Here is a 12,923-nt window from a genome sequence, read left to right on the forward strand (position 1 = left end):
TCAGATCTTCCCATCCGCGAGCCGGCAGCCGCAGTCGCAGCCTCTACGCTCGCAGGCCGTGAATCCGTTCTCCGTCAACCCCAACCCGGGCTCGTCGCCGCCGCCCCCACCGCAGGGACCGCGGCGGCCGTTCGCGTCGGGATCGCGGACGGCGATCTGGGTGGGCGTCGGCGCTGCGTCGGTGGTCGCGGTGCTCGCACTGGTGATTGCGTTGACGAACGGTCAGCAAGCGGCTGCACCGGCGGCGACCTCAACGACGCAGGTGGAAACGACGCTGGCCCCCACGCCGACGTCCACGCCGGTGACCGAACCGCCGACGACTCGGCCGGTGTCGACGGAACTGCACCGGGAGTCATGCGTGTTGCACGAACTCGTCGCACGCGGTTGCGACCTGATGGTGGCCCAGGACGCCGTCGGCACCGGGCCGTTGCCGGTGGTGATCCTGCTGCACGGCCTCGCCGGATCGGAATCGGCGGTGCGAAGTGCGGGCGCATGGCCCGACGCGGTCGCATCCCATCGCTTCATGCTCGTCACCCCCGCCGGGGTCGCCGGCAGCTGGAACGCGCAGGGGTGCTGTGGGGTCGCGAGCGCGGTGCAGATCGACGACGTGGGCTTTCTTCGCGGGCTCATCGAGCGACTCACCGCACGTGACGACGTCGACGCGTCGCGGATCTACCTTGTCGGACACTCCAACGGCGGGATGATGGCGTATCGCTACCTCTGTTCCGATGCCGAACGCATCGCCGGGATGGTGAGCGTTTCCGGAACCCGTGTCAGCGGGTGCTTCCCGTCGGCGCCGACCGATGTCTTGCAGATCCACGGCACGGGCGACACGACCGTGCCCTACGACGGGGGACAGGGCCTGGTCGCGGCGATCCTCGGCGTGACGTTCTCCTCGGTCCCTTCGACGATGCAACAGATGGCCGAGGCCCAGCAGTGTGCGCTCGATCCTCAGGTCGTCGAGAGCGACCCGGTCACCGAACAGTCGTGGACCGGCTGCAGCGGTGGTGCGCATGTCGACCTGTGGAGTGTCCGTGGGTTGAACCACGACTGGATGCGCAAGCCGGTGAACCTGACCGATCGCATCCTCGACTATTTCGGCATCGACTGAGCCGAGCGCCAGCGGTCGCGTGCTCGCGCGGTACCGTACCTCGATGGATGCCCGGACCGACTCAACCGCTGAAGACGACGCCGTCGAGCTGAGCGCCCTCGGGCTGAGCACCTCCCGGATCTACGAACTCGACGTGAGCGCAGCCGCCGAGTTGCTGAATGCTGCCGTTGAGTCGGGGTGCACGGTGATCGACTGCGCCGACGTGTGGGGGTTCGACCCGGCGGCACTTGCGGACCCGTCTCAGCGTCCCGGATTCGGGTCGGCCGAGGAGCGGATCGGCGAAGTGCTCGCTACATCACCGGGGCTTCGCGACGAGCTGTTCATCACCACCAAGGGCGGTGCGTTTCCTCCGATTCCGCTGGAGTGCTCAGCCGACTACCTGGTGCAGGCGTGCGACGCGTCGTTGTACCGCTTGGGGGTTGAGCAGATCGATCTCTATCAGATTCATCAACCCGACCTGCTCACCCACCCCGCTGAGGTGGCCTCCGCACTCGACTCACTCGTCGCTGCCGGCAAGGTGGCCCAGGTGGGGGTGTGTCAACACAACCCCTCCCAGGTCGACACGTTGCAGGCGTTTCTCGACGTGCAGATCGCCTCGGTCGCCATGCCGTTCAACCTCCTGGCGCTCGGAGCGTTGATCGACGGCCGGCTCGACCAGGCGGTGACCCTGGGCCTCGTTCCCTTCGCGACCCAGCCGCTGTGCGGCGGTCGGCTTTTCGGAGAACTGACGGGCAAGACCGCAGCGGCGGTCGAGGTGTGCCGCCGGATTGCCGACGAGCAGGGTGTCGAACTCGCTGCAGTCTTGCTGGCGTTCGCCATGCATCACCCCTCGACGATGGTGCCGCTGGTGTCGACGATTTCCGTGGACCACCTGCGGCAAGCCGCTGCGGCGGAGGACGTCGGTTTGTCGCGCCAGCAGTGGTACGAGATCTACCAAGCGGCGCGAGGTTCCCAAATTCTCCATGGCATGCCGTGACGAAATGTTGCAAGGTACCTGGGCCGCACCGAGATTCCCTCTCGGCTGAGGTACGATGACACGCTTGTAATTTCCACTGTCGATCGGCCGGTTGTGGCGTTCGAGCGACAGGGGCACGGAAGACCGACATGTTTGATGCGATCGAGGACGGAATGGGTGAGCGGCGCCCGACATCCGAGCCACTGTCCGCAAGGGCGGACCGCCAACCGCAACGCCGTTGGTCGCTTCATGCCAAGCTCGGCCTGATTGCGGCAGTCGGCCTCTGCGCCGCGCTCGGCGCGGCGGGGGCGGCGTTTGTCAGCCCTATCGCAGCGCTGGTCGTCGCCCTCATCGGGTCGGTCATCACGGTCGTCGTCGCTCGAGCGGTGGCGGAGTCGATCGGTCGCTCGCTGCTCGATGTGGGCCGCCAGATGCGCCGCTTCGGCGACGGCGACGTGTCGGTACGCATGGCTCCGGCAACCGACGAACTCGGCACGGTGGCCCGGTCGTTCAACGTGATGGCCGACGCGACCAGCGAGCGAATCGTGTCGCTCGCCGATTCCGCCCGAGACGCGATCCACCTGCGTTCAGTGGCCGACGCGCTCGAGATGGCCCGCGACGAGGACGACGTCTACCGCATCGTCGAACAATCCGTTGCGTTGCTGACTCCCCACAACCCGGCCCAGCTTCTCGTCGCCGATTCGCCGACGCGATTTCGGTCGGCAGCGCAACACCCGAGTGCCGGCTCGCCGGGGTGCCCGGTGTCGAACGTCGACGACTGCCCCGCAATGCGCCGTGCGCAGACGATGACGTTCCAGGGGCCATCAGAGCTGAACTCCTGTCCGCTGCTGGCGGAACATGAAGAGGTCTGCTCCGCCGTGTGCGTTCCGGTTGGTGTGAACGGACACCTCCTCGGGGTGCTGCACGTCGCCGGGCGCGAAGGCGACCCGCCGAAGCCGACGACGGTGGATCAACTCGTCTCGCTGGCGGGCGTGGTCGGGTCGCGGATCGGATCCATCCGCCTGCTCGAGTCCTCGCGCTTGGAAGCGAGCACCGATGGGCTCACCGGGCTGGCCAATCGACGCAAATTCGAGCGGGCAGCCGGCGACCTGCTGCGAGACCGCGTCCCCTTCTCGTTGGTGATGGCCGATATCGATCATTTCAAGCGGCTGAACGACAACTTTGGTCATGAGACCGGCGACCGTGCGCTTCAACTGTTCGCTGGCGTGTTGCAGGACAATGTGCGTGGCCATGACATTGTGGCGCGAACCGGCGGGGAGGAGTTCGTCCTCGTGTATCCGAATCTGGCGCCGAAGCGCACGATCGAGGTGCTTCGGCGGATCCAGATAGCGCTCGCGGCCGCGTTGGATCGGGCTGGATTGCCCAAGTTCACCGCCAGTTTCGGGGTGACCGACTCTTCAGTCGCGGAGACGTTGGACGACATCGTTCGGATCGCGGACGCCGGACTCATCGTGGCCAAGCAGTCCGGCCGCAACCGCATCGAACTCGCCGACAACGGGTTGGCGTCGTCGGTGTTTTCTCGCGAGGCCAACGATGCCCCGGGCGAGCCGCTGATCGACTTGTCGACCTCCCCGACCCGTTCTCCGATAACGAGTGGTCGTGATCACGACCACTCGTTATCGGAGAACGGGTGAATGGTTGGGGAAAGCCGCCAAAACTCGCTGAAACTTGGGGTCAGTTACCGTTGGTCGACCAGTGCCAGGGTTCCGACGGGAGGTTGTAGAAGCCGTAGTTGGCGGCGTTGGCCTTGAGCCAGCTGAACGCTGAGCTCCCTCGGTTCAACACCCTGCCGTTCTGGCTGAAATCGATCGCGAGGCCACGCTCGTGCATGGAACTTCCGGGTCGGGCGGTCGGGGGGCGACACGAGGAGGACGGCATCTCGTAGATGGCGTAGTTGCTCGTGCCGCAGTTGTTTCGACGCGTGGCGATCTGCCCGGCGGAGTCGCGGTACCCGCCACCGGAGAGATGGATCCCGTCGGCGGCGGCGGCGTTCAGCAACGCTGCGAGACTATCGGCGATGTCGCGGTGGACGCGGATGCCGCCGACGGCCACGATGCTGCCCTCGCCGACCGGGGAGACCGAGCCGCCGGAACCCGAGGGCCGGCCACTCGTCGTGCGAGCGCCGGCGGCTCGCGCCCGCGCTGCTGCGGCCTCGCGCTCGGAGGCAAGGGCCGAGTCGAGCGCCTGCTGTTGGCCTTTGATCTGTTCGGCGAGCGCCGGTTCGAGCGCTTCGAGTCCGGCGGCCTCCGCGTAGGCGTTGGCGATACGGTCCGCCACCTGGTCCGCATAGGCCTCCTGGGCCGCCTGAGCGTCCTGCAGTTTGGCCAACCGTGTTTCGACCTCCGCACGTTTGGCGGTGGCCTCGGCCGAGGCGGCTGCAGCGGCCTCCCTCGCGATACGGAGGTCGTTCTGAATCGTCCGGTAATGCTCCGCCGCGTCGGCTCCACTCGTGGCATTCGCGTTCCGGAAGACCCGCTTGCGGGACGCTTCGGTGAGCGAGTCCTCCGCGAGATACTCGATCGGGTCGTCGGGCACCGACGACCCGGCGATGAACGCCAGACGGACCTGTTCCTTGATGTCGGCGTTGAGCTGTTCGAGTTCGGCAGCCGCGGTCGCCTCCTGGGCGAGGGCCTCCTGTTCTCTCGCCTCGGCCGCGGTTACCGCGCGACGCGAATCCTCGAGGAGGGACGCTTCGCTTTCGACGTTGGCGCGCAGGGAGGCCAACGACGCTTGGACGTCGGCCTCGGTCGCCTGCAGCGCATTGACGTTGGAGGCGCTCTTCGACTTCTCGGCTCGCAGCTTCTCCTGTGCCGACTGAAGCTCTTTGAGTTTCTGACGCGCTGATCCGGAGTCGGCGGCGGCGGAGGGACCGGCGATCGACAGCGGTGTGAGGCTCAGCGAAAGGGCGAGACTCACCGCCAGAATTCGGGCTGCAGTGCGGGGGGTACGGCGATTCATGTCAGGGTTGGACGCGAAGGTCGCGGCGAGCAACGCGTCATGAAACGGTAACACCACCGTGTCGGACGACGCCGGTCGGCCAACCGTCGAATCTGTGAGTCGTCACCGTGGCGAGCAGGAACCCAGGTCGACGGATCGGCGGATCGGCGGCACCGCTAGCGCCGACGTGGTTGGCACGACGGGCAAAACGTCGTCGTGCGTGCGTCGAGGACGGTTCGTCGTAGCGTTGCTCCGCAACGCTCGCACGGCTCGTCGTAGCGGCCGTAGCAAGCGAGATGGTGTTGGTGGCTGCCGGTCGCGCCCTGCGCGTCGACGTAGTCGCGAAGGGTCGTTCCGCCGTGTTCGATTCCTTCGGCGAGTACGGCGCGTAGCGCGTCGAGCAAGTCGTAGGCCTTCGACCGGGTGATCGTGCGATCGGCCGGGTGGACCCCGGCGCGCCACAGCGCCTCGTCCGCGTAGATGTTGCCGACCCCGGCGATCGGCCGCTGCGACAGCAGGTCGGTCTTGATGTGGCGTCTCGTCGAACGCAGCGATCGCCAGAACCGTTCGTCGTCGAGGGTCGGATCGAACGGTTCAGGGCCGAGGTGGTGCAGGGTCGTCAGGGCCCGATGATCGTCGCGCGTGGTCACGGCGATGCGTCCGAACCGTCGAACGTCGTCAAAGGAGAGGATCCGGTCGTCGTCGACCCGCCAGCGCGCTCGCGAATACGGGTCGTGGGGGTCGCCCGCCGGTGCGACCCGGACCTTGCCGGTCATGCCGAGATGGATGATCAGGTCGACGTCGCTCGAGAGCCGGGAAATCAGGTACTTCCCGCGACGGTCGAGCGCCTCGACCTCCTGGTCCTCAACCAGCATCGCGTCGAGGAACTTGGGGCTGTCGAAGGCCCAGGTGCCACTCAACCGGGCCCCGACCAGCTGTGGCTCGAGCTGGCGGCGGATGGTTTCGACCTCGGGGAGTTCGGGCATGCCATATGGTGCCAGCAGGCATCGCTCGGCCGAACGCGCGGTTGCATATATTGCGATCATGTGACAAAGCTCTGATCGTGATGGGATGGTCCGAGCGAGGCTCGAGCGCTTCTCGGCGATCGCTCGGCGTACGAGGGGTCGCTGCTGGTGCCGTCGCCTGCGTGGTGATGGGTGCTGGTTGCCCCGTCGGGTGGGCGGAGCCAGCATCGACGCCGACGCTGAGCGAGGCTCGCGACGTACTCACGGCGCGTCGTGACGCCCGGTTGGCCGCCGAAACGCGGTTGGGCGAACTCGTCTCCGATCTGGCGAACCTCGACCGTTCGATCGCCTCGGCATCAGACGCCTCGGCACAGCTCAGCGCATCGATCGAGTCCGCCCGAGCCGAGTTGCGTGCTGCGGCCACCAACGCGTTTGTCGACGGGGGCGACACCGACCCGATGCTCGCGTACCTCTCCGACTGGGATCTGCTGGTCACTTCGAGGCGGTTGACCTTCCTGGAGCACCGTGCCGGCGACCTGGCCGACGCCTCGTCGCAGTTCGAGGCCATGAAACGAGACAACGACCCCAAGCTGGTCGCGATGGCCGAAGCGCGTGAATCGCTCACCGCCCGCGTGACCGTTGCCGAGAATGCGCTCGCCCAGGCCAACGCGACGGAAGCCGACGCCGAGCGAGCTCTGACCGCTGCCGAGGCGAAGGCGACGGCCGATGCCGCTGAGCGTGCGGCACGGGCCGCCCGGGCACAGCCGGCGGGGGGCGCGGGTGCCGCGACGTCCGCCGCTTCGTCACCCCGACCGGCGCCTGCAGCCCCGAACCGCAACGATCCCCAGCCGGCAGCGATCCCCACGACGACGACACCGCGAGCGGTGGTCGCGACCGATGCCCCGTCCGCACCGCTTCCCGACCTCCCCGAAGGCGGCCCGACCCCGGAACAATGGGCGGCGCTTCGCCAGTGTGAATCGAGTGGCAATTATCGGGCGGTCTCGGCAAGCGGTCGCTACCGCGGCGCCTACCAGATGGATGCCGGTACGTGGGCATCGTTGGGTGGGCTCGGCGACCCCGCGGCTGCGCCTCCGATCGAACAGGACGCTCGGGCGAGGCTGCTGCACCTGCGCCGCGGCTGGAAGCCGTGGCCCCACTGTGGGCGGCATCTCCAGTAGCAGCCGCGCTCCTGCGTAGTGTGGTCGGGGGCGACGGGGGGATTCCGCGTCCAAGGCCGATCGACACCGGTGCGACCGGCCGCAGGAGAGGAGTCGACATGGTCCACAGACTTGGGGTCCGGCGTGGGGCCGCTGCGGTTCTGCTGACGTCAGCGATGGTTATCTCCGCGTGCAGCGGCGGCGACGGGGCCGATTCGACCTCGACGACCTCGACGACTTCGGCCGTGCCGACGGCGACCCCGATGGGTGCCGCCGACCTCGAAGTGCTGCGTGAACTCGTCGGCGACGGCGCCTGCGACGAACTCGACCCAACGCACTGTCTGTTGCCCTTCCCGTCCAACAGGTTTGTGGTCGACGACCCGTCGAGCGACACCGGAAAGCGGGTATCGCTGCCCGAGGGGCAGTTGGCGAACACTGCTGGCGCCACCCTGGATCCGATGGAGTGGAATCGCAACGACGGATTCAGCCCCAACACGCCGATCCTGTTCTTCGCTCCCGACGTCGACCTCGACGCCTCCGGCGTCGCCACCATCGGTGACATCGGTGACTCGATGCAGGACGGCTCTCCGGTAGCGGTCGTCGATCTCGACTCGGGCGAACGGATCCCTCATTGGGTCGAGATCGACTCCCACGGGGCCGAGGACCAGCGGGTCGTCATCATCCGACCGGCCGTCGCGCTCGACGAGGGCGCGCACGTCGGCGTGATCATCGGCCAACTCGTCGACCATTCGGGGCAGCCGATCGAAGCGTCGCTGGCGACCCGGGCGTATCGCGACAATCTGACGACCGACATCGACGCGGTCGAGGATCGTCGTGGTGAGATCGACAAGGTCTACGCTGCGGCCGATCGGTTGGGATACGACCGGGCCACCATGTTCGCGGCGTGGGACTTCACCGTGGCCTCACAACGCAGCCTGTCGGAGCGCATGTTGCACATTCGAGACGACGGCTTCGAACGACTCGGTGACGCGGCGCCGAATTTCGAGGTGACCAACGTGGTGACGACGGACTTGAAACCCGGGATCGGTCGCGTCGTCGAGGGCACCTTCGATGTTCCCCTCTACCTCGACGGTGATGGCGCTGCCGGATCCCGTTTCACCGCAAGAGAGGGCGACGAGCTTCCGGAGTACGCGGGAAGCGACTATCGCGCCGAGTTCGCCTGCCAGATTCCCGAGGCCGCCATCGCCGGGAGTGGGGCGACGACACGCCCCGTCGTCTACGGCCACGGCCTCCTCGGTTCTCTGAGCGAGGTCAAGGGGTCGCAGGTCGCCAAGAACGCGTCGATGAACAACATGATGTACTGCGCGACCAACTGGATCGGCATGAGCAGCGACGATGTCGGCAATGCCGTCGAGATCCTCGGCAACATCTCCAAGTTCGCGAGCCTGGCCGACCGGTCGCAACAGGGCATCTTGAACACGTTGTTCCTGGCTCGGGTGATGGGTCACGCGGGCGGGTTCAGCTCCGACGCGGCGTTCGCCAACACTGCGGGAGCCTCGGTGATCGACACCTCCGAGGTGTACTTCGACGGCAACAGCCAGGGCGGCATCATGGGCGGCGCAGCAACGGCGGTGTCCACCGAATGGGCCAAGGCGGTGCTCGGTGTGCCGGGCATGAACTACTCGTTGCTGCTCAGCCGAAGCGTTGACTTCGACACCTACTTCGCCGTGTTGCGCGGTGCCTATCCGAACGAACTCGACCAGGCGATCCTCTATCCGGTCCTGCAGATGCTGTGGGACCGCGCCGAGTCGGCCGGCTATGCGCAACACATGACCGATGATCCCTACGAGGGCACGCCCGAACACCAGGTGTTGTTGCACGTCGGCTTCGGCGATCATCAGGTCGCCCAGGTGGCCGCGGAAGTGATGGCGCGCACGATCGGCGCCGGAGTCCGCGAGCCGGCGCTCGCGGAGGGACGCCACCCCGACGCCATGCCGTTCTTCGGCCTCGACATGATTCCCGACGCGGCGACCGAGCGGTCGCTGCTGGTGTACTGGGACAGCGGAACCCTGCCGCCGCCCGCAGCGAACATCACGCCGGTGAGTTCGGACCTGTGGCAGTCGACCTGTGGCGCGATGGCGGAGGAGGAATGGGAACACGACGCGCGCTGCGCCGATTCCCATGAGGACCCGCGACGGGCGCCCGCGGCGATTCAGCAGAAGGATGCGTTCTTCCGGCCCGACGGCAAGATCACCGACACGTGCGACGGCCGGCCGTGCGTCGCCCCGAACCGGTTCTCGCTCGACTACTGATCGGTCTGGTCGACGTCAGGTCTCGACGGTGAACAGGGCAAGATCCTCGGCCAGCCCGGCGCGGATCTGCTCGATCATTGCGCCACGCATGAATCGTCGGGTGAGGGCGAACGCTCGGGGATTGAGGGTGGCGGCGAGGTGGGCCGCCACCTCGACCGCGCGCGATTCGACCTGCGCGAGTTCGACCACCTCGTCGAGAAACCCGGCGGCCACGGCGGGGTCGGGGGCGAAGGTCTCGGCGTGCTGGAGCGCCCGGGTGAAATGCGAGGACTGCAACCGTGCACGGCACAGTTCGACGGCGAACTTCGGCACCGGCATGCCGATGGCGACCTCGTTGAGCCCGAGCTTGAACGGACCCTCGCCTCCGACCCGATAGTCGGCGGTAACGGTCATGATGCCCCCCATCGCCAACGCATGGCCCGTCACGCCGAGGACGAGCGGGATGGGGAACTCGGCCATGCGGATGCCCAACTCGGCGCCCCTGCCAAGCATCTCGCGGGCGGACTCGGGTTCTCCGGTCATGACCTTGAGGTCGAAACCAGCGGAGAACTTGCCCTCGCGGCCGATGAAGGCCACGGCCTTGGAGGTTTCGAGCGCGGAATCGAGCGCGGCGTTGATCTGGTCGAGCGCAGCGAACGAAATGGCGTTCGCCTTGCCGTCGTCGAGGGTGACGACGGCGACATCGCCGTCGATTCGGGTGGTGACAATCGCGGTGTCAGACATGGGTCCAACCCTACAAGGGTCGCGGTGAGCGGCATCGGAAGCGAAACAGCGCCTTGTGCCGGTCGGCGTGGGCCTCGTACAGTGCGCCGACATGGGGGAACACAAGCATCTGGTTCGTCGTCGCAGCATCGCAGGCATCGCGATCGCAGTTTCGCTCGCGGTTGCGGTCAGTTGCATTCCGCCGGAGCTGGCGCTGCTGGCACGCGCCGCGTGGCCCGTCGCGGCCGAGTGTGGCGTCGCCGACTCGTTCTCGTGCAACCTCCCCTACCCGAGCGATCGCTGGCTGGTCGAGGACGCGTCGACCGCCACGGGCGTGCGGTTGGAAATCCCGACGGATGTGGTCCCCGAGAACGTGCGTTCGGCGTTCGGCGACTACGACGTGTTGGCCGACGCGATGGTGAACGCCGACGGATTCTCCCCCGTCACCCCGATGGCTTGGCAACTGCCCGAAGGGCTCGCGAGGGATGCCGTTCCGGCCGACGGCGGCGAACTCATCCAGGTGTGGGACGCGACGACCGGCGAGCGGGTGCGGGTCAACGTTGAGGTATCGAACCTCCAAACCGACGAGCGCGGCGTGCACAACATCATCGTCGCCTACCCCGCCACCCGATTCGAACCGGGGCATCGCATTTTCGGTGGCGTTGTGACGGGGGTTGCCGCCGTCACCGGAGGGCTCGCGAGCGCATCCGGTTCGAAAGCGTGGGCGTCGGACGCTACCCGAAACGCCGCGGCACAGGTCACCCCGGGAATTCCTTGGGATCAGTACCTGGCAGCGACGTCGTTCACCGTACGGTCTGACGAATCGTTCACTACCGATGTCGACCGGATGGTCGGCCTCATCGAAGCGGCCGACCATCCGATGCGCAACATCTCGGTGGCGCCGCCGGTGCTCGGCGGGGCACTGCTGGTTTCGGGTCAGATCCGTTCCCTGGACTTCCGTGGCGAGTACGGAGCCATCCCTCGGGATGGGTCGGCGGTCGGCAAGGAGCGTTGGCTCGATTTCCTGTTGGTGTTGCCGCAACGGCCGGCGACGGCGCAGGGCGCCCCGGTCATCGTCTACAGCCACGGACTCATCGCTTCGAAAGAGACGATGCTGGTGGTCGCGGATCAGAACGCTCGAAAGGGGTTCGCGACCATCGCCATCGACAAGCCGAACCACGGGTCCCGGCTGCAGGGTGGGCCGATTTACGATCTGATCTGGCCGAGAAATCTCCCCCGGGTGCAATCGTTGCTGCTCCAGGCGGTGCTCGACGACGTGTCGCTCATCCAAGCGGTCAAACAACACGGTGCGGAACTCGATCAATACCCGGCGAACCCTGTGCGGGGCAACGGCGACGGCACCCCCGACCTCAACCCGGATCACCTCTACTTCGCCGGCACCTCGCTCGGCGGCGTCCTTGGCGCCGCGGCCGTCGGGTTGGCCCCGGATGTCGACGGTGCGTACTTCCAGGTTCCCGGCTCGGGGATTATCGACACCCTGTTCCACTCCTTGGCGTGGGATCTGTTCCACACCCTCGTTCCGTCGGCTGCCGATTACGGCGATGCCCATGTGCTGACCTTCTTTGCCCAGACGCTTCTGGACCGTGCCGACAACACCCATTACCTGGGCCGGATTCGCGAACGCGGCATCCCGATGTTCTTGAGCTATGCGATCGACGACGGTCTGGTGCGCAACCAGTCGACCGAGCGAATGGCGGAGATTCTCGGCCTGCCGATGGTCGGCGACCAGCGAGGGCCGATCCCCGAGCGCCTGACGCAGGGCGCGCTCGCAACGATGCCGGCCGACGGGCGCGGGTTCGGCCAGATTCCCACCCAGCAGATTCCAGACACTCTGCTGAAGCGACTGCTGACCCACGTGCAGTTCATCGACCCGATTTCGGTGTCGATGCTTGACGACTGGCTCGACGGTCGACTCGCCGAGATCCGTTCCGAGGGTTGATCCGAGGCTGCGGAACCGCCGGAGATGACGTCGCCGCGCTGTGCTGCGGCGACGTCGCCGCGAGGCGACGGGGAATGTTCGCGGGCCGACGCGGGTTCTGACGGTTGGCAGGCCGGAAGCTACCCTTGTCGGGTGCCCTTGGACGGCGCCAAAGGAGAACGCAGTGTCCACTGAGACCACCACAGCCGAGGAACGTGCCTCTGGAATCTCACCCAAGGTGAGTCCGTTCGCTGTCGAAGCACCCGTCATCGAGATCAGCGAGGCCGCGCTTGTGGAGGTGCTGCGCATCCGCAACTCGGAGCCCGACCCCGAATCGTTGGCCCTCCACGTCGAGATCACCGGCGCGAGCGGCACCGAGTATCAGTATTCGTTGTGTTTCGACGAACTCTCCGCAGCGACCGATGACGACACGATCGTCGAAACCGGCGAGATCTCGGTCATCGTGCCGAACAGCTCGGTCGACAACCTGCGAGGCTCGGTGCTCGATCTGCCGCGCACCGCGGGTCAGGGTGGGCTGGTTATTCGCAACCCGAACCGGCCCAATCCGCTGGCCGGCGTCGAACTCAACCTCGATGGCACCATTGCCGAACAGGTCGAGGAGCTACTCGAAAAGGCCATCAACCCCAGCCTCGCGGCCCACGGTGGGTTCGCGAAACTCGTCGGCGTCGACGACGAGAACAAGGTGTACATCACCATGGGTGGGGGTTGCCAAGGGTGTGCCGCGTCGCAAATGACGCTCACCCAGGGCATCCTGCGCCAAATCAAGGAGTACATCCCCGACGTGGTCGACGTGGTCGACGCGACCGACCACGCAGCAGGAGAGAATCCCTTCTACCACTGAC

Annotated in this window: 10 protein-coding genes; 7 read left to right on the top strand and 3 right to left on the bottom strand. The window is 66.7% G+C overall.

All coding sequences use genetic code 11. The annotated features are described in order from the left end of the window. Positions 1 to 58 precede the first annotated feature (58 nt). The 3 genes from M9952_05320 (at position 59) to M9952_05330 (ending at position 3,721) form a co-directional block, all read left to right on the top strand. Positions 59 to 1,111, top strand: a complete 1,053-nt coding sequence (locus M9952_05320; GenBank protein MCO5312342.1) for an alpha/beta fold hydrolase — start codon at positions 59 to 61, stop codon at positions 1,109 to 1,111. A gap of 43 nt (positions 1,112 to 1,154) precedes the next feature. Continuing rightward, positions 1,155 to 2,087: an aldo/keto reductase gene (locus M9952_05325; GenBank protein ID MCO5312343.1), complete on the top strand. Its 933-nt coding sequence runs from the start codon at positions 1,155 to 1,157 to the stop codon at positions 2,085 to 2,087. 128 nt (positions 2,088 to 2,215) lie between these two features. After that, entirely contained in the window at positions 2,216 to 3,721 is a 1,506-nt protein-coding gene (locus M9952_05330; protein ID MCO5312344.1) for a diguanylate cyclase, read from the top strand. A gap of 40 nt (positions 3,722 to 3,761) precedes the next feature. Here the strand turns inward: M9952_05330 and M9952_05335 are convergent, their stop codons facing one another. Together M9952_05335 and mutM are read right to left on the bottom strand one after the other, a co-directional pair. Then, a complete protein-coding gene (locus M9952_05335; GenBank protein ID MCO5312345.1) occupies positions 3,762 to 5,045 on the bottom strand; it encodes a M15 family metallopeptidase in 1,284 nt (427 codons plus the stop codon). Positions 5,046 to 5,200: 155 nt separating this feature from the next. Continuing rightward, positions 5,201 to 6,070, bottom strand: a complete 870-nt coding sequence (gene mutM, locus M9952_05340) for a bifunctional DNA-formamidopyrimidine glycosylase/DNA-(apurinic or apyrimidinic site) lyase (protein MCO5312346.1) — start codon at positions 6,068 to 6,070, stop codon at positions 5,201 to 5,203. A gap of 107 nt (positions 6,071 to 6,177) precedes the next feature. Between mutM and M9952_05345 the strand changes: the two genes are divergently transcribed. After that, positions 6,178 to 7,167, top strand: coding sequence for a transglycosylase family protein (locus tag M9952_05345; GenBank protein ID MCO5312347.1), 990 nt, complete (start codon positions 6,178 to 6,180; stop codon positions 7,165 to 7,167). Positions 7,168 to 7,265: 98 nt separating this feature from the next. Continuing rightward, a complete protein-coding gene (locus tag M9952_05350; GenBank protein ID MCO5312348.1) occupies positions 7,266 to 9,419 on the top strand; it encodes a hypothetical protein in 2,154 nt (717 codons plus the stop codon). 15 nt (positions 9,420 to 9,434) lie between these two features. On the opposite strand, the gene M9952_05355 is transcribed toward M9952_05350, so the two are convergent. Then, positions 9,435 to 10,142 carry a crotonase/enoyl-CoA hydratase family protein gene (locus M9952_05355; protein ID MCO5312349.1) on the bottom strand — a complete coding sequence of 236 codons (708 nt, stop codon included), beginning with the start codon at positions 10,140 to 10,142 and terminating at the stop codon, positions 9,435 to 9,437. 91 nt (positions 10,143 to 10,233) lie between these two features. On the opposite strand from M9952_05355, the gene M9952_05360 reads away from it, so the two are divergent. Beyond that, positions 10,234 to 12,081, top strand: a complete 1,848-nt coding sequence (locus M9952_05360) for a hypothetical protein (protein MCO5312350.1) — start codon at positions 10,234 to 10,236, stop codon at positions 12,079 to 12,081. Positions 12,082 to 12,244: 163 nt separating this feature from the next. Continuing rightward, positions 12,245 to 12,922: a NifU family protein gene (locus M9952_05365; protein MCO5312351.1), complete on the top strand. Its 678-nt coding sequence runs from the start codon at positions 12,245 to 12,247 to the stop codon at positions 12,920 to 12,922. Position 12,923: the final 1 nt, after the last annotated feature.

This window comes from Microthrixaceae bacterium, from assembly GCA_023957975.1.
Taxonomy (GTDB): Bacteria; Actinomycetota; Acidimicrobiia; order Acidimicrobiales; family Microtrichaceae; genus JAMLGM01.

Coding starts and splice junctions, on each gene's coding strand:
- M9952_05325 (MCO5312343.1), top strand. CDS start 1,155: ATGGATGCCCGGACCGACTCAACCGCTGAAGACGACGCCGTCGAGCTG.
- M9952_05360 (MCO5312350.1), top strand. CDS start 10,234: ATGGGGGAACACAAGCATCTGGTTCGTCGTCGCAGCATCGCAGGCATC.
- M9952_05345 (MCO5312347.1), top strand. CDS start 6,178: ATGGGTGCTGGTTGCCCCGTCGGGTGGGCGGAGCCAGCATCGACGCCG.
- M9952_05355 (MCO5312349.1), bottom strand. CDS start 10,142: ATGTCTGACACCGCGATTGTCACCACCCGAATCGACGGCGATGTCGCC.
- M9952_05350 (MCO5312348.1), top strand. CDS start 7,266: ATGGTCCACAGACTTGGGGTCCGGCGTGGGGCCGCTGCGGTTCTGCTG.
- M9952_05330 (MCO5312344.1), top strand. CDS start 2,216: ATGTTTGATGCGATCGAGGACGGAATGGGTGAGCGGCGCCCGACATCC.
- mutM (MCO5312346.1), bottom strand. CDS start 6,070: ATGATCGCAATATATGCAACCGCGCGTTCGGCCGAGCGATGCCTGCTG.
- M9952_05335 (MCO5312345.1), bottom strand. CDS start 5,045: ATGAATCGCCGTACCCCCCGCACTGCAGCCCGAATTCTGGCGGTGAGT.